A 17,469-nucleotide genomic window follows, 5' to 3' on the forward strand; every position below is an offset into this window, starting at 1 on the left:
CGCACTGTATATCTTCTTATTCAGAAAGATGCTTGATTCCTTGAAGACCTAAAACCCGTTTGCGCATCACCACGGCCTGTAGCTTCTGGTCCTCCCACTCCAGTACTGTATTTCCAGATATCGCAAACCCGTTCAGCTCCCAGAAATTCAGCACTGAATTCTTGTAACCAGTCACCACATCAATGCGAATCATGCCGTTAGCAATATTCAGAGACCGAATATATTGTTCAAATGAGCAATAAATCTCCTTACCCAGTCCTTTAGCTTGATACTCTCGATCTAACAACATCAGTGACAAATACGTCTCTATTCCCGGCAAAAAATCGATTACTCCGATAATATATCCATGATTTTTTTGCACGATTTTACATGATAAAAAATTCAGCTCCCGCATAGACGCAAGCTCTTTCCCCAACCATTCTTCCGTAATCTGTTCCATGCCCAAATGGCTTAATAAAAATACAGGGTTCGAGTTGTATACCTCAACTAGCTCTGGCACATCGTCTTCTTCTACAATCTTCACGATAAATAACTCTGTTTCAAAAATCATTTAACTCCTCCTATTCCTGCAACACCTTCCCAGTAGATATATACTCCCGATAGATAAATTAAGTGCTATGTATAGAATTCACTATATCATTTTATCCGTTTCCCTTCTTTCACAGTTTGCGTCAAATGCGACATAAAACCTCCACTTATCTTGTTCAACTAAATATCCTGCCCTTTAATTGAACAAAAGCAGCCCATCACATTGATCAGCTGCTTTCTTGGTATTATTGAGCTACGCTTCCCGTTAGTTCAAAGAACCCTTCATCAACAAATGATCACTTTAATCTTCCGGAAATATTTTCGCTTATTTCTTCGGGATTTTTAACACCAATGATCAGCTTTGATATTTTGAACTTACCAACTTTAAAGCTATTCAAATCTAAATGAAGAGTTTCAAGCTCATTTTCAAAAAAGTGCAGTTGATAACCACCATTTGATCTAAATAACCCATTTCTCATTCCTCGAAATAAAGCACCATATAGTTTAAAAGCATTTGGTATCGGTCTACCCGTTGTTATTCCTGTGATTGAAGAGTATGGAATTTGCAATCCGTTATCTAATTTTATAAAAGGTGAGTTTCCAACATCGATATCTACGTAGGTTTCCATTAGTTGAATTTTACGTTCCATATTTTGATTCCCCCCATTTCAAAAAATCCATTTATTTGACAACCCATAATTACATATCATACCTCAAATACCTCTTTTCTTCATAAAAATCTATACTGTCTGATTCCGATTCTGGAAAACTTATATTATGAAATCCGCTCCTGTATCTACCAGGGCAGCGTCTCCCCGGCATAATCAATCAGTGCAAGCCCTTCCCCGGCATAGCCGGGATCAAGCCGCTGCTCCACAAGCTTCAAGATACTCCCGGCAGACTCGTCCGGTGTCAGCTTGCCCGCTGTATCCAGCTTGCCCTGCATGTACGTCTGGACATGGCCGGGATGAATAACCATCACCTTACCGCCTTTAGGAGCGATCTGGTTGTGGATCAAATGGGACTGCATATTGAGCGCCGCCTTGGACATGCAATAGGCATACCAGGCGTTCCGCCAGCAGCTGCCGATGCTGCCTGCCTCGGAGGAGATGTTGACGATGAGCTTATGTTCACTCCGCAAAAGAGGCCGCAACAGCCCGTTCGACATCCTCAGCGCCCCCAGCGCGTTCACGCGGAACACCTGATCTATCTCCTCAAAATCCAGCTCGTCCTCAATCGTCGCCTGCATATCTCCCAATATAGCCCCGTTATTGATTAGAATATCCAGCCGGTCCGTGACCGCAGCCACGGCTTTCAGCGCCTTGCTGACACTGTCAGCAGAACTGATATCAAGCGGAATAATCTTCAGCCGTCCCTCACTTACCCCCTCCAGCTGCTCCAGCTCACTCCCGGCTCCGGCATATTGTCCGGCAAATACATGATAGCCCTGTCCCAGCAGTCCCTTAACCAGGCTGAGCCCGACTCCCCGGTCCGCTCCTGTAACGAATGCCCACTGTATCATCAGCTTGTCCCCCTTATGTTAATAAGTCCCATGCCCGCTAGATAAAAGGACGCCGGTCCAGCACTTTGTTCAGCACACGTTCCGCCTGCACCTGCTCCGGCAGCACGGACTGCACGATGGCCAGGGCGCACACACTGCCGCATAAGGTATGCAGGTCCTCATATATCTCATCAGCTGGTTCTTCTGCACGTGCGGCAATAAACTCCAGCAGATGTCCGCCGATGGCCTGAACCATTTCCTTAAGCTCCTCTGCCCTGTGACTGGTCTGCCCCATTACGCTCACTACGAGATACAGCACATCCAGCTCGACAAAAGAGAAAGCCCCCTTAGAAAGCGGGATCTGCCCGGATTGAAACAGCGTCAGGCAAGTATCTGCCAGCTGCTCCGGATAACGGAGCCGGTGCTTGCGGTAATCCTGGTTGAACAGGTAATGGAAGGAGCCGGCCAGATGATGGAACAGCGGCGCTCCGTCGTCAGCAGCGTTATCCCCGCGGCCCGTTATTGCTCCTTGCCGCCACAGGCCTGTCTCCGGATCAGCCTCATTCCAGAGCCAGTCAAAATACCAGTCCTCCCAGGCTTTATCCGCCTCTCCGGCCAGCACCATCGCAGCGTAGACTCCTGCGCCTTTGGTTGACTCGCCCCACGGCTGCTGCTTCCAGTCCAGCCCGTCCAGAAAAGCAGCCAGCCCGGAGCGCTCCTTCAGGGGATGTAGCGCTTTCAACGGCTGCAACGGCTTGGCATCCAGCAGCTCCAGCGCCGAGATGGCAAACGCCGTGCTGTGAATGGCGTGATGCCCCGCCCCGGGGAACATTCCGTCTTCTTCCCGCTGGAAGCTCTGCAGTGTCCGGATCAGCCCGCTATGCTCCGCACTCCCCGGAGACGGCAGCTCCCCGAGCGTATACAGCAGAATTGCTGCATCTGCTGTTCCGTACAGCTCCGCTTCATGCGGCGGGTCGGCCAGCATCCGCCGGTATCCGCCCGCCTGGCCCGCGCGGTGGGCATCTATAGTGCGGAGCACCTTTTGTATAAAAGGCTCAATATTAATCATTTGGTAACGCCTCCTTATCAAGCTTCATCCATTCCATTGTAGAGGATTGAAGCGGAGGCAGACATAATCTAATGGCCGTTGTTTATGGCATAATGACAGATTATGCTTATCTAAAATAAACAAGCATTTGATTTGGTTGTAAGATGGTTGGTTGTACTTTGTACAACCGATTCATCATTTGGATGCCGAAAAAGTCATTCTATTGCATTTGGTACAATTGATTTCCGGAAAATAGAGCGAATGCTCCAAAAATCAAAAAATCTGCTGTACAAAATACAGCAGATTCTATCTTCAGACCGATTTAATCATGATCTGTTGTACAAAGTGCAACAGAATGTCTCCTCATCTTATACTTGCTATGGCCGCAGCAGCGATGAGTGCCTGCTCACTTTCCCGCCGGCTCATAAATCAGGCAGCGCAAGGCCTGATTCGGATAACGGAGCTCTGCCGTATAGCTGCTTCCGTCTTCCAGCAGCAGCTTCACGGCGACCATCCCGCGCTTGTTATTAACCTCTGTACCGGTCAGGCTGGCCTTGACGATGGTGCGCTTCTCTCCCTGCTTGTTCATCACAATCTGGGTAGCCTTGTGAATCCAGCTGGCATCCTTCTGAATGCTGTCTGCAACGGCTGCATCGACAGGTGTTCTTTTCAGCGCCCCATTTATGACCGTTGTATCCAGCACATCGCCTGTTTTGGCATCAATGATCACGTGATACTCCTTGAATTCCTTCCCTTCCCCGCGCAGGGTGCCGGCTTTGTATGGAGCCGAATGCACAGTCCAGGTTAGCTGCTTGTCCGCTCCAAGCTCAGCCAGAAGGGCTTTTGTCTCCAGCTTGGAAACATCGGCATCAAACAGCTTGTACACACTTTCTGCGGCCAGCTGTTCCGCCTTAGCCTCGCTAATGTCCTGCACCAGCGGCGGGACAGTGACATTGTGCCGGGCAGCGATATAATTCAGCCGGTAGGACCAGTCGATCAGCTGCAGCAGCTCTTCATCGGTCATCGTCCGCTCAGGGTAGGTGTACGTGTGCGTCTCTAAATCCACATATACCTCCGCCTGTCCGGCCTTAAGCGGCAGCGGCTGCTCCGGGCGCAGCCCATCGTACACGTAGTTATCTTCCAGCACCAGTCTGCGGTTCACTTCTGCTTCGGTCATCTCCCTGCCGGAGATGCCGGGCTCAAGCCCGGGTTTATTCACATAATCATAAATCTGCTGCATCTGCGCTTCGCTCATATCTTTAAGCAGATCGGCTGTCACCGTGGATACGGGGGCCGGAGCTTCTACTTTTAGCACAGGGATTGCGCTTTCGGCCGCAGCAGGCTGAACCTTGGCCTGAACGGCCGGACCGTCCCCCTCAATAACCTGCGAATTTACAATGCCAGGGACAAGAAAAGCACTTAACGTGAGCACGCCTCCTGAGAATAGAACAACGGCTCCGGCATATATTTTCTTTTTGTTCAATTGAATGACCTCCATCGGAATCTGGGATGTTTAACCTGTCTATACCTTAATCCCGGGATGTTATAGAGTAGGAGGCCAAGTTGTTAGAGAGTTGTAAAATAAGCCGGATGCACGTCCCTTGCCCGGGCTCAGATTCCAGCTCGACCCGCGCCTGATGCGCCTCGGCAATCTGGCGGCATAAGGACAGGCCAAGCCCGGCGTTGCCGTACAGGCGCGAGCGCGCCGGGTCTGCCCGGTAGAATGGCTCGAAGGCGCGTGTGCTCTGCTCCGGCGTCATTCCGCTCCCGCTGTCGCGCACCCCCAGCACAGCTTCTCCATTCTGCTCATAGGCCAGCAGACGTATCGGACTGCCCGGCTGGGAGGCGTGAACCGAATTCTCGATCAGGTTCACCAGAAAAGCTGCCAGCAGATCGGCATCACCCCGCACGGCAGGAATGGAGCTGTCTATCTCCAGCGGAATTCTGCTCTCTTTTAACTTATGCTCCTCTGTCTGCCTCACCACCTCAAACAGATCGGCCACCTCTACCCCGGAAAGTACCAGAGGCTGGTGCCGGAGAACAGACAAATCCAGCAGCTTAAAGGCCAGATTCTTCAGCCGGACCGTTTCGCTCCAGATGTAACGGCCGGCCAGCATCTGCTCCTCCTGGCCGATGTTGGCCGAGGTCAGAAACTCCGCAAAGCCCTGCATGCTGGTCAGCGGTGTGCGCAGCTCATGAGCCAGATTATCCACCATCCGCTGCTTTTCCTCAGCCATATCCGAGAGCTCGGTCATACGCTGCTCCACTGCAGCAGCCATCCGGTTAAAGTGAACCGCGAGCTCCCCGAATTCATCCCTGCTGCGCAGCTCCACCCGGTTCGAATATTCACCTTCCGCGATCGTCCGGGCGGTCTCTGACAGCTGCTTGAGCGGCTTGGTCAGCCGGCGGATTAATAGATAGAGCAGCAGCGCAAGCACCGGTCCGGCAATCCAGTTGATCATCACGAAGAAACGGTTTAGCTCCTGCTGCTGGGCATAGAGTCCGCTGATATCGCGGTTATAGGTCAGCTCCAAATGCCCGTATGGTGCAGGCAGCGGCATCGACAACGTGATGTTCTGCCCACCCTGTCCCTCCTCCACCCCTTCAGCCTGTCCGCTGTTATTGGGATAAATTAATCGTCCGTTCTCGCGCAGCTCAATGCCGATTCCCTGGCTGAGGTAATAATCCCCGTAGGACTGGGCCACACTGGCCAGCAGGACAGGTGTAAGGGTATTGCCGCGCGCCCGGATCGAATCGAGATTTTCAAAAATATTATTTGCGATTAACGTCTGCTCGCTCGCCGCCCGTCTGGTTTCGCTGTCCATATTCAGCTGCCAGCTTTTTTTCATCACCATGATGACACTCACATCGAGGGCAACAATAAAAAGAGCAAGTACAGCAAGCAGAATCTTATGCCAGAACCGCATGCTAGACCTGAATCTCCAGGCGGTAGCCCAGCTTGAATACGGTTTTAATCCGTTCTTCCCAGCCCAGTTTTTTGCGCAGCTGACGTATATGGACATCTACAGTGCGGGTATCACCGGCAAAATCATAGCCCCAGGCCAGCTCCAGCAGCTTTTCCCTGGAAAGGGCAATATTACGGTTGCGGATCAGCACTTCGAGCAGCTCGAATTCCCTGGCGGTCAAATCGACCGCCTGCTGGTCCACCCGGACCTGCCGCTCCGCGAACCGCACCTCCACCCCATCGCAGACAAACGCCGGAACGGACTGTTCATTCCTGCGCAGCACGACATTAATGCGGGCCAGCAGCTCCAGCATTTCAAACGGCTTGATGATATAATCCTCCGCCCCCAGCTCGAACCCTTTGATCCGGTCCGCCAGTGCATTTTTGGCCGTAATCAGAATAACCGGAATCTGCAGATGCGCAATCCGCTGCATTACTGCAAACCCGTCCAGTCCCGGAAGCATCACATCCAGCAGAATCAGATCTGCCCGCTCCTGCTCCAGCATGTCTGCCGCCTCCAGACCGTTGTAAGCCTTGGAATACGTATGTCCGACCAGTTTAAGATTCATTGTGATCAAATCGCTGATCGGCTGTTCATCTTCAACTACTAATATATGAGCCATTTAGTGAATATCCTCCTGAGCAAATCGTTAAGAAACAATGTCTTGTTGAGTCTAGCATACCCGTGCAAAGTTTTGTAAAAAGATATTGTTAGAACCAAAATCACGTTATACTAATGTAACGCATCTATGACTGCAACAGTTACGCCGGCTGTACAAATAAATACAAATCAGGGAATATTGATATGGAAGACCTTCTCTTTAATCAGGAGAGCTCAAATATCTTATATCGCATACGGGGGCGACTAGCCATTAATAAACAGGATCAGGTCATGCTGCAGTTCCGGGACTTATTTAACAAGATGGCCTGGATTAATAAATCGAAGATGGAAGAGAGTCTCAGAGGCTGTAAGCCGTCGGAGGTTCATTGCATTGAATGTATCGAAAAAAATGCGGAGTCCAATGTGACCAAGCTCGCCGAAACTCTCTATATGACCAAAGGTGCCATCAGCAAATTAACCAAAAAGCTTACCGACAAAGGCCTTATCGAAAGCTACCGGAAGCCGGATAATAAGAAAGAGGTTTATTTCAGACTGACTGAGCAGGGCAGAACCATATTTAATATACATGAGGAGCTGCACAACGAGTTCCGCGAGCGGGATCAAGCCGTATTCGAGCAGGTAACCGGGGAGCAATATGACAGTATGCTTAGCTTCATCGGTAAGTACAGCCGGCATCTGGATGCAGAAATCAAGAAACAGGGGCTGGATATCAATAAGTCAGACAGCCTTGAGGGATAACTATCTAAACCAACTGCAGCTCATTTCTATAAAAGCAGCCCAATTCTATTGAGAACGGGCTGTTTTTTTATCTCTATTTTTTGTTGACAAGGAAACCAAATCAGTTTATTGTTTTGTTGACAAGGAAACTAAACTGCTTTTTAAGGAGATTAACATGGCAAAAGAGAACGTACAGACGACAGCATTACCCAAAGAAATCCTCATGGCGGCCTGGGCCATTGCCCTTGGAGCGATTGCCCCGATGCTTGACTCCACGATGGTAAATATCGCTATAGATCAGCTAACCAGAGATTTCAACACAACCCTCCATATCATTCAGTGGGCGATTACAGGTTATGTTCTGGCTCTTGCGGTCGCGGTTCCCGTGTCCGGCTGGCTGATGAATCAATTTAACGGTAAAAAAGTATTCGTTGGCGCCGTTATCGCCTTTGGCGTCATTTCCGCTCTGGTCGGATTCAGCTGGGACATATCCAGCTTCATCTGCTTCCGTCTGCTGCAGGGCTTTAGTGCCGGAGTCATTACCACCCTGATGTTCACCCTTCTGGTCAAAACCGCCGGTCAGGACAATCTCGGCCGGGTCATGGCTATCGTCAGCACACCGATGATCTTCGGCCCCATCCTGGGACCGGTAATCGGCGGCTTCATCGTTCAAGGAGCATCCTGGCACTGGATTTTCTTCATCAATGTATTCGTTGTTGTGGCTGCAGCACCGCTGATGATGAAAAAGATCCCTGACTTCGAGCCCTTCAGCAAAGAAAGTAAGCTCGATCTGTTCGGGATCCTTGTTCTGTCTTCTATGAGCGCAGCCCTGATCTACGGCATTACAAAAGCAGCCGATCATGCCTCCTTCAACAACAGCGAAACCATACTTTGGAGCAGCATCGGCCTTGCTTTGGGTATTATCTATCTGGCATATAACCGGATCAGAAAAAATCAGACAGTCCTGCCGCTCAATCTGTTTGCCCACACAAGCTTCACGGCCTCAAGCATCGGCTTGTTCCTCGCCAACATTGCCATCATGGGTCCTATGCTGATCCTTCCCTTGTTCTTTCAGAACTTCCGTCATTTCACGGCAATTGAAACTGCCATCGCCCTAATCCCCCAGGGAGTCGGAATGCTGATTACCCGGCCTATCCTTGGCAAAATGATCGATCAAATCGGTGCCAAATACGTGGTGCTTGTCAGCCTGGTTCTTTCTCTGATCGGATCGGTTCCGCTTATCTTCATTACCGGCCATACGAGCATGATCTGGATCTCCGTTATCCTGTTCGTCCGCGGTGCCAGCATCGGGGGAATCAGTCTTCCGCTAACAAGTGAGGCCTATATTGGACTCGATAGCAGGCAGCTTCCGGAAGCCGGTGTAGGAATTAATATTATCGAAAATCTTGGCGCAAGCTTTGGCTCTGCTGTCATCGCCACCGTTGTCGCCACAGTCATCCAAGGCCTGCAGCCAACGGCCGCGGACGGATTAAGGGGTTACCATGCCGGGTTTCTGGTATCGGCCGTTGTGCTCGCAGTTATTTTTATCCCGGCTTTGTTCTTGACGGATAAGAGAAGGGCGAGTCTGGACCATTTTTGATACCGTCCAATGCTCCCCGCACGCCCGGTAATAAATCTTCTGGTGCGCCTCATACAGGACAGCACTGTGCGCAGGGTATTCCTTCATATGCCCGTCAACCTCCCGGTATTCTATATAATAGATTCCGCTTATGGCAAAAACAACCGCTGACGCAGCAAATCTGGCCCTATCTAATAATAGATCAATAACCAGTGAGGATAGGTCATTGTTCGCAGGAAAATGAACCTTTATCATAAACCCATAGTTGTGTAAGCGTTAACAAAAAAGCAAAACCTGTTTTGTTGAACGCGCAAAATAGACACAAGGGGTGGATTGGATGCCTGGTCCCAAATCTATTACGGGAAGCAAATCAGTAAGCAAATTTCTTTATATCCTGCCTTTTATGATTTTACTGGCCGTCTTTGCCTATTATCCGCTGTACGGATGGGTCTATGCCTTTTTCGACTATATGCCGCCCATTCCTTTGTCCGAGTCGCCTTTTGTCGGCTTCAAATGGTTTCACTCGCTGGTAGAAAATCAAGTCAAAATTGATCAGCTGCTGCAGGTGGTCAAGAACACGTTCGGGATAAGCGGACTCGGCATCCTGTTCTCCTGGCTCCCCATGATCTTTGCCATCTTCCTGACTGAAATCAAGGCCGTGAGATTCCGGAAATTTATCCAGACCGTTACCACCCTTCCTAACTTCATCAGCTGGGTATTGGTCTACTCTTTAGCTTTTACCATGTTTTCGAGTGAAGGCATCGTCAACGGCTTTTTGCATCAGCTCGGGCTTATAGATTCGCCTGTACTCTTCCTTCAGAGCTCGGAGCATGTCTGGATCACCCAATGGGTCTGGGTCACCTGGAAAACGCTGGGCTGGTCGGCCATCCTGTACATTGCCGCCATTATGGGGATTGATGAATCCCTCTATGAAGCCGCTTATGTAGACGGGGCAACGAGAATGCAGGTGATCCGGCATGTGGTGCTGCCAAGTATGCTGCCAACCTATTTCGTGCTGCTTATGCTCCAGATAGCAAGCTTTCTTAACAATGGCCTCGAGCAATATTTTGTATTCCAGAATGCGTTTAACAAGGAAAGTATTCAGGTGCTGGATCTCTACGTGTATAACCTGGCCATGGGAGGCGGAAGCTACTCCGTTTCGGTTGCCATCAGCATGCTCAAGAGTCTGATCAGTGTAGTGCTTCTCTTTTCCGTAAACGGACTTTCGAAACTATTGAGAGGAGAGGGCATCGTATGAGCGGCATGGGAACGGAAACGGCAGCCAAGAGCAGCCGTCGCTTGTCCAAGAAGAATAGAATGCAGGTCAGCACAGCCGACAAACTGATCTCCATTACCATTTATGTGCTGTTCTCTCTGTTTACCTTCGTTTGTATCTATCCCTTTTATTCCATCATCATCAATACGATCAGCGCAAACGATCTTAGCGCCAAAGGGGAGGTCATCTTCCTTCCGAAGCAAATTCATTTTCAGAACTATATTGATGTGTTCAAGATCCCCGGCTTATGGAATGCCTTTGTCATTTCATTAGGAAGAACGGTCATTGGCACCCTGCTGACAGTGGGCGCTTCTGCCTTCCTGGGCTTCATGTTCTCCCAGGACGACATGTGGGGCAGAAGGTTCTGGTACCGCTTCACGATTATCACCATGTTCTTTAATGCCGGGATTATTCCCTGGTATTTGACCATGCGGTCTCTGCACCTCACCAACAATTTTCTGGCATATATTCTGCCTTCCATCGTCGCCCCCTTCTTCATCATTCTGGTAAAAACCTTTGTGGAATCCACGCCGAAGGAATTGCAGCAGGCGGCCAGTATAGACGGAGCCGGGACGATGACGATCTTTTACAAAATTATTCTGCCCATCAGCAAGCCTATTCTGGCGACCGTCGCGATCTTCTCGGCAGTGAACCAGTGGAATTCCTTTCAGGATACGCTGCTGCTGGTTACGGACAGCAAGCTGTACAGCCTGCAGTTTATCCTCTACAACTACATCAATCAGGCCAGCTCACTGTCGACCATGGTTAACCTGCAGAATGCCGGATCAACAGCAATGGCAAGCCTCGCAACCAAGCAGACGACAACATCAATCCGTATGACGGTGACGATCATCGTTGTAGCGCCCATACTTCTGGTCTATCCGTTTTTTCAGCGGTTTTTTGTGAAGGGAATTATAATCGGGGCTGTGAAAGGCTAATGCCGACCGTAGCGCCGTTATAATAGAAGATTCCTAAATCAGGGGGGTTGTATTGTATATGAGTAAAAAGAATAAACTGCACAGCAGGACCGTATTTGCGCTCGCAGCCTGTATGCTTCTGGGAATGACAGCTTTGAGCGGATGCGGCGGCAATTCAGGTAATTCAGACAATCCGGAGGCAGATCCGGGGAACGGCCCCGATCACAGCAAACCGCTTACCATCACCGTGTTTAACAATGCGGCCAATTATCAGGGAGAGCAGACGGGCTGGTACGGCAAGCTGATTAAGGACAAATTCAATATTACACTTAATATTCTCTCCCCACAGGTAGCAGGAGACCAGCTCTACAAAACAAGATCGGCATCCGGGGACCTCGGGGATCTGCTGATTATTGACAACAGTCAGCTGGAGGAGCTGATTCCGGCCGGACTTATCATGGATATTACCGACAAGGTCAAGAATACGCAGTACCTGTCCAAATATGTAGAGCAGCATTTCCAGCCGTTTAATGCAGCCTTTGACAAAGTGAACCCGGACGGTAAAATTTACGGCCTGCCGACCTTTGTAGCCGATACCTCGCCGACCACCTTCTCGGAGGAAATCCCTTATTCCAGCCCGCTCATGCCCTGGGATTATTACAAGGGGATCGGGGCGCCCAAGCTGAACAATCTGACTGACCTTTTGAATGCACTACAGCTGATGCATGAGAAATATCCGGCAACGGCTGACGGTAAACCTATCTCCCCTATTACGCTTTGGAAGGATTGGGATAACGGAAGCATGGAGAACGTCCGCTGGCTGAGCAACTGGTACGGCTATGAGCAGCCGGACGGAACCTCAACCATACAGCTGAACGCCAAAGGGGATATCGTACCGCTCATTGATGATAACAGCATGTACAAGAAAATCCTCCAGTTTTATTTTGACGCCAACCAGATGGGACTTGTAGACCCGGATTCACCGACGCAGGACTGGAACAAGGTGTCCGAGAAGCTGACCAATAAACAGGTGCTCCTGTTATGGTATTCATGGCAGAGAGGGTTCTATAACACGCCCCAAAGAGGGGCGCAGGGTGACGGAAACGTGGCTATTCCAATCGGCGACACCCATATTATCCAGAACAGTGATGCTTATTTCGGCAATGGACGCGTCTTCGCCATCGGCGCCAAAGCCAAAAATCCGGACCGCATCATGGAATTCATGGACTGGATGTCTTCCCCGGAAGGACTGCGCTACTATACCAATGGTATGGAAGGCTTCAATTATGAAAAAACCGCCGACGGCAAGTTCAAGCTGACTGAAATCGGCCAGAGCGCCTTCCAGGATAACACCCCTGTTCCCGACGAATACGGCGGCGGAGGCTATCAGGATGGACAAAGCAAAATCAACAGCATGATTATCGGTGATTTTTCGGTAGATCCCGATACTGGCGAATTCTATAATAAGGATTACTGGAATGCAACGATTGAGGCTAATAAAACCACGCTTACTACTGAGTGGCAGAGTATGTTCAAGGCTACCAACCCGACTGATTATTATCAGAAAAACAATATGATTGATATTGTGCCCAACATCAATACGAGCCTCGGGACGGACTCCTCCGACATCAAGAATAAACGGAGCCAGATTTCCGATTATGTAAAGGATACCTCCTGGAAAATGATTTTCGCCAAAAACCAGAGCGAATTCGACCAGCTGTGGACCAAGCTGAAATCGGATCTGACCGGTCTCGGCTGGTCGGATGTAGTCGCCGCCGATACAGCGAAGGCCGAAAAAATCGTGAAATTGCGCAAAGAGGCAATGGCTAATAAATAAGCAGGAAACGAAGCAGGGCAGTGACTCTCCCGTTACCGGGGAATCACTGCCCTGCCTTCTTGCTTTAAAAGAGACGTTTAGCCAACTGGTACAATCCGCTTTTCCAGACAGGCCAATCGTGATCGCCCTGCTCCTCTACCCAGATATGCGGTACAGCATGCTGCGACAAGTAGGCATGTGTCCGGTCGCTGACATGCTTCAGCGAATCCAGATTTCCGCACGATATCCATAGCAGGTGCAGCAGCTCCGCAGTCCGCTTAGGCTCCGGAACCAGTACTTCCGGCTTTCTGGTATTAGGCGCAGGAGAGAACGCCCCGATCCAGGCGAACTTGTCCAGATTACCGAGCCCGATATTCAAGGCCTGCCCGCCGCCCATAGATAATCCGGCAATGGCACGGTGCAGCCGGTCCGTCGGGACCGGATAATTCGCTTCTATATAAGGGATAAGATCCCCGAACAATTCCGCCTCAAACGTTTCGAACGCCCGGATCTTCTCTTCATCAAAAATATCGCCCTCCGCCCGGTCATTCTGCATGGCCCGGCCATTGGGAAATACGACAATCACGGGCCTCAGCATCTGGTCCGCATACAGATTATCAAGAATGATCTGAGGCATGCCATGCATGTACCACTCATTCTCATCTCCGCCGATCCCGTGCAGCAGATAAAGCACACTGTATCTCTGGTCAGCTGAATAGCCTGGCGGCGTATACACCCTGGCTTGCCGGTTACGGCCTACCGTTCCGGAAGGATATTCTATTACCTGAATGCTCCCACGGGCAATGGATTCCCGTTCGCTGTCAAATCCGGCCGGAGCCTCTGACACCTCAACATCCTGGCTGTTTCTGTTCATCGCAGCTCTCTCCTTTATTCAGCATAAGTTATTCCAGGGCAATCGAGGCCAGACTGGCGCTTCCATTACCGGAAAAGGTGAAATACAGGGCCTGCTGCCCGTCAGGAATGCGGATCTCTGCGGCATATTCTGTCCAGACGTTGGTGAAGCCTACGGGAATATGTCCCAGAGACGGTCCATCCCACGCTGTTTTTACTTCAAACACACCCTGGCAATAGCCCCTCACCTTGATATGCACCTTTTGAACGCCCTGGCAATCAAAATACTTAAATCCGGCCGTAGCCGAATCCGTCATATTGGCAATATAACCGTTTTCCTCATCGCCGTCCCGCCCATCCTGAGTAATTTTCGGGAAGCGGCTGTCCATCCATGCCCCGGAACGGCCAAAGCCGCCGGTATACATTTCTTCGGCATTACAGAACAAGTGGCACGCCAAATAGGCCGGATATTCTCCTCTACCTTCAAGCGGCCCCCGGTTAGGACCACAGGATGTCATTTCAACCTGGGGAATCGTTCCGTCTTCGCGGAAATGGATGGGCTCAAGACAGCCCTGCCGGGAAAATGCGGTTCCATTGGTGTGACGGTGATAAAAAATGTACCAGGCTCCATCGACCTCTACGATGCTGCCGTGGTTATTGCCGCCGTAATACATCGGTTTGGCACCCGGCTTGTATGTACCGATATGAAGATCGCAGTTGCTTACAAGGACTCCCTTGTACTCGAAGTTCCTGGTGGGCTGTTTGCTGGTCGCATAACACAGCTCATGCATGGCAACCGAGGAATAGATAAGATAATAGGTATCTCCTCTCTTGCGGATGGAAGGCGCTTCAAAGAACGCATGTCCTTCAAAAGCGGTTCCGGCGCTGTAGGGCTCACTCGGCGCGACAAATAAAGGCTCCTCCTGGATGGTAAGCATGTCGGGACCTAATACCGTAGCCATGGCACCGCTTCTGGATAAATCCCCCGCTGCGCAAAACCCGGTGTATAAATAGGTAAGTTCTCCTTCTGTAAGGACACCGGGATCGAACTGGGGCTCGTCGCCTTCCCGTTCTCCGAGAAGTGTTCCGTCGGCATATTTCACATGACCGTAGAAGCTGAATCTGCCGCAGGGCGTATCGCATACAGCCACAGATACAATGGGGAGCTTATCAAGCACGTAGTACAGATAATACCGCCCGTCAGGTCCGGCCGTAACATCAGGGGCATACAGGCACATGCTTCCCTCCGGATTGAGCGGGTCATCCGTGGAATGGTAGATTACCCCTTCATATCTCCAGTCAGACAGATCCTCCGCCGGCGCAGACCAGCTGACATAATCATTCAGGCAAAACACATGCCCGTTAAACCGGTCATGCGAACCGTAAATATACACCCGTCCATCAAATACATAAGGCTCACCGTCAGGGATATATTCCCATGAAGGAAGGTATGGATTCATTCCTTGTTTTTTAGCCAATGTCATTTCACCCTTTATAATAGAAGATATTAATAGACAATTCGATTATAGGTACACGGGAGGATTGAAGTCCATGACCTAAACTAACCGATCGTTGACCTATCCTCATATGCGTCTTCATTTAAATAAATCAAAGAAAAAAGCTGCCGGACAATCCGGCAGCCTGAACAGCAAAGATAACACGGCTTCCCTGTCGTCAGCCCTTTACACCGCCGACCATCATGCCTTTGACGAAATATTTCTGCAGGAACGGATAGACCATAATGATTGGCACCGATGCGACGATCGTCATCGTGGCCCGGACCGACAGCGGCGTAACTGCACCCTGCTGCGAGCCGTTCGCTCCGTTGATCATGCCGTCCATGCTGGAGGTACCTGCACTGGCCGTGGAATTTTGCAGGATCTTCTGCAGCTCGTATTGCAGGGTGCTCAGGTTAATCTTCGAGGAATTGTACAGGAATACGTCAAACCAGGAGTTCCACTGATACACCCCCGAGAATAAGGCTACGGTAGCCAGCACAGGCATGGTTAGCGGAAGCACGATGCTGATGAAGGTTTTGAAATCGCCGGCACCGTCAATTTTTCCTGATTCGAGGATGCTCTCGGGCAAATTTTCAATAAAGGAACGGATAATGATCAGATTAAATACACCGATAAGGCCCGGCAGGATGTAGACCCAGAAGCTGCCGACGAGATTCATATCGCGCATCAGAAGGTAGTTCGGAATCAATCCGCCGTTAAAGTACATGGTCAGAATAAAGGCAATTGTAATGAATTTGCGCAGCACATAATCCTGCCGGCTGATGGTGTACGCCACCATGGCTGAACCTAGTACCGTCACAACCGTACCAATTACCGTTCGCAGAATGGAAATCAGGGTCGCATGAAAAATGGTGGCTTCTTTGAATACATACTGATAATTATCCAGTGTTAACGCCCGCGGGAACAGGTATATCCCGCCCTTGATCGAATCCTGCGCATCATTTAAAGAAACAGCAAGTATATTAATGAACGGATAGAGTGTAACGATCATTAGCAGAATCATAAAGATAAAGTTGCATATTTCGAATACTCTATCGCCCCTGGATGTCCGGATCCGGTTGCTTTTCTCCACTTCAAATCCCTCCTTCTTCGTCTAGAACAGCCTGGACTCGCCAGCGCGTTTGGCAACGGAATTCGCCACGAACAGCAGAATAAAGCTGACGATCGTCTTAAACATGCCGGCTGCGATGGAAAGAGAGAAATTGCTTTGGGCAATCCCGTATTTCAGCACGAAAATATCGATATTCTCCGAATAGTCTACATTCATGCCGTTCCCCAGCAAATATTGCGGTTCGAATCCCGATTCCAGCAGATAGCCGATGTTCATTATAAGCAGTACGACAACAACACTTTTAATGCCCGGCAGCGTGATGTAGAACATCCGCTTGAACCGTCCTGCACCATCCATTTCTGCGGCTTCATACTGCGACGGATCGATGGTTGTCATGGCCGCCAGATACACAATCGTATTCCAGCCGATATCCTTCCAGACCGAGCTTGCCCCGAAGATTCCCCAGAAAAAGTGCGGAATGCCGAGAAACAAAAATTCCTGCCCCTTGTCAATGAACCCTGCCCAGATCAGCAGCTGATTAATAATACCGTCCGGGGACAAGGTGGTTTGAATAATGCTTGCCGCCACCACCCAGGAAATAAAGTGGGGTAAATAGCTGACCGTCTGTACGATGCGCTTAAAGGCAACCTGACGGATTTCATTAAGCAGCAAGGCCAGCACGATGGCGGTTAAAAAACCCAAAATAAGATTAATCGAACTCATAGCGAGCGTATTGCGAAGTACCCGGAGGAACCGTTCGTCACCGAACAAAAAGGCAAAGTGCGAAAAGCCGATCCATTTCTGATCCCAAAAGCCGAGCGCCGGCCGGTAATCCTGGAAAGCGATGGTCCAGCCCCACAGCGGCAGGTATTTAAATATAAACAGCCAGATCAAAAAAGGAACCGACATAAACACGAGCACCCGTTGCTTCACCAGCTTGCTCAGAAACAGCCGAAGGCCTGCAGGCTTCTGGTCAGTCTTTATTTCAGGCGTTGCCAGTATTGTTTTTGTATTCATCTCATTATCTCCTCCAGCCCCTGTACGGATTACCGGGGAAAAGGGCAGCCGGCAGCCATA

The 17,469-nt window shown here is 50.1% G+C and carries 16 protein-coding genes; 5 read left to right on the forward strand and 11 right to left on the reverse strand.

Translation table 11 applies throughout. The features are described from left to right. Positions 1-16: 16 nt before the first annotated feature. From AC4G46_RS23700 to AC4G46_RS23730, 7 genes are all read right to left on the reverse strand, one after another. Positions 17-550, reverse strand: coding sequence for a GNAT family N-acetyltransferase (locus AC4G46_RS23700; RefSeq protein WP_491124881.1), 534 nt, complete (start codon positions 548-550; stop codon positions 17-19). Between the two features lie 274 nt (positions 551-824). Continuing rightward, entirely contained in the window at positions 825-1,178 is a 354-nt protein-coding gene (locus tag AC4G46_RS23705; protein WP_491124882.1) for a hypothetical protein, read from the reverse strand. A 146-nt stretch (positions 1,179-1,324) separates the two neighbouring features. After that, on the reverse strand, positions 1,325-2,050 hold the full coding sequence (locus tag AC4G46_RS23710) for an SDR family oxidoreductase (RefSeq protein WP_491124883.1): 726 nt from the start codon (positions 2,048-2,050) through the stop codon (positions 1,325-1,327). A gap of 37 nt (positions 2,051-2,087) precedes the next feature. After that, a complete protein-coding gene (locus tag AC4G46_RS23715) occupies positions 2,088-3,098 on the reverse strand; it encodes a hypothetical protein (RefSeq protein ID WP_491124884.1) in 1,011 nt (336 codons plus the stop codon). A gap of 385 nt (positions 3,099-3,483) precedes the next feature. Then, positions 3,484-4,560, reverse strand: a complete 1,077-nt coding sequence (locus AC4G46_RS23720) for a hypothetical protein (RefSeq protein ID WP_491124885.1) — start codon at positions 4,558-4,560, stop codon at positions 3,484-3,486. A 46-nt stretch (positions 4,561-4,606) separates the two neighbouring features. Beyond that, the gene (locus tag AC4G46_RS23725) at positions 4,607-6,004 is read right to left on the reverse strand and encodes a sensor histidine kinase (RefSeq protein ID WP_491124886.1); all 1,398 of its coding nucleotides are present in this window, start codon (positions 6,002-6,004) and stop codon (positions 4,607-4,609) included. 1 nt (position 6,005) lies between these two features. Beyond that, positions 6,006-6,665, reverse strand: a complete 660-nt coding sequence (locus AC4G46_RS23730) for a response regulator transcription factor (RefSeq protein ID WP_491124887.1) — start codon at positions 6,663-6,665, stop codon at positions 6,006-6,008. Between the two features lie 248 nt (positions 6,666-6,913). On the opposite strand from AC4G46_RS23730, the gene AC4G46_RS23735 reads away from it, so the two are divergent. From AC4G46_RS23735 to AC4G46_RS23755, 5 genes are all read left to right on the forward strand, one after another. Next, complete coding sequence (locus tag AC4G46_RS23735; protein WP_491128962.1) at positions 6,914-7,402, forward strand: MarR family winged helix-turn-helix transcriptional regulator; 489 nt, start codon at positions 6,914-6,916, stop codon at positions 7,400-7,402. 154 nt (positions 7,403-7,556) lie between these two features. Then, positions 7,557-8,981: a DHA2 family efflux MFS transporter permease subunit gene (locus tag AC4G46_RS23740; RefSeq protein WP_491124888.1), complete on the forward strand. Its 1,425-nt coding sequence runs from the start codon at positions 7,557-7,559 to the stop codon at positions 8,979-8,981. Between the two features lie 382 nt (positions 8,982-9,363). Continuing rightward, on the forward strand, positions 9,364-10,218 hold the full coding sequence (locus AC4G46_RS23745) for an ABC transporter permease subunit (RefSeq protein ID WP_491124889.1): 855 nt from the start codon (positions 9,364-9,366) through the stop codon (positions 10,216-10,218). Between the two features lie 5 nt (positions 10,219-10,223). After that, the gene (locus AC4G46_RS23750; protein ID WP_491128963.1) at positions 10,224-11,174 is read left to right on the forward strand and encodes a carbohydrate ABC transporter permease; all 951 of its coding nucleotides are present in this window, start codon (positions 10,224-10,226) and stop codon (positions 11,172-11,174) included. A 58-nt stretch (positions 11,175-11,232) separates the two neighbouring features. Further along, positions 11,233-12,990 (forward strand): extracellular solute-binding protein, encoded by a 1,758-nt coding sequence (locus AC4G46_RS23755; RefSeq protein ID WP_491124890.1) that lies wholly within the window; start codon positions 11,233-11,235, stop codon positions 12,988-12,990. A 64-nt stretch (positions 12,991-13,054) separates the two neighbouring features. Here AC4G46_RS23755 and AC4G46_RS23760 read toward each other — a convergent pair whose 3' ends face one another. The 4 genes from AC4G46_RS23760 to AC4G46_RS23775 form a co-directional block, all read right to left on the reverse strand. Further along, the gene (locus AC4G46_RS23760) at positions 13,055-13,843 is read right to left on the reverse strand and encodes an alpha/beta hydrolase (protein WP_491124891.1); all 789 of its coding nucleotides are present in this window, start codon (positions 13,841-13,843) and stop codon (positions 13,055-13,057) included. 28 nt (positions 13,844-13,871) lie between these two features. Next, entirely contained in the window at positions 13,872-15,305 is a 1,434-nt protein-coding gene (locus AC4G46_RS23765; protein ID WP_491124892.1) for a family 43 glycosylhydrolase, read from the reverse strand. Positions 15,306-15,495: 190 nt separating this feature from the next. Continuing rightward, on the reverse strand, positions 15,496-16,413 hold the full coding sequence (locus tag AC4G46_RS23770; RefSeq protein WP_491124893.1) for a carbohydrate ABC transporter permease: 918 nt from the start codon (positions 16,411-16,413) through the stop codon (positions 15,496-15,498). A 21-nt stretch (positions 16,414-16,434) separates the two neighbouring features. Continuing rightward, a complete protein-coding gene (locus AC4G46_RS23775; protein WP_491124894.1) occupies positions 16,435-17,409 on the reverse strand; it encodes an ABC transporter permease in 975 nt (324 codons plus the stop codon). Positions 17,410-17,469: the final 60 nt, after the last annotated feature.

It is taken from the genome of Paenibacillus sp. fava2 (assembly GCF_058313675.1).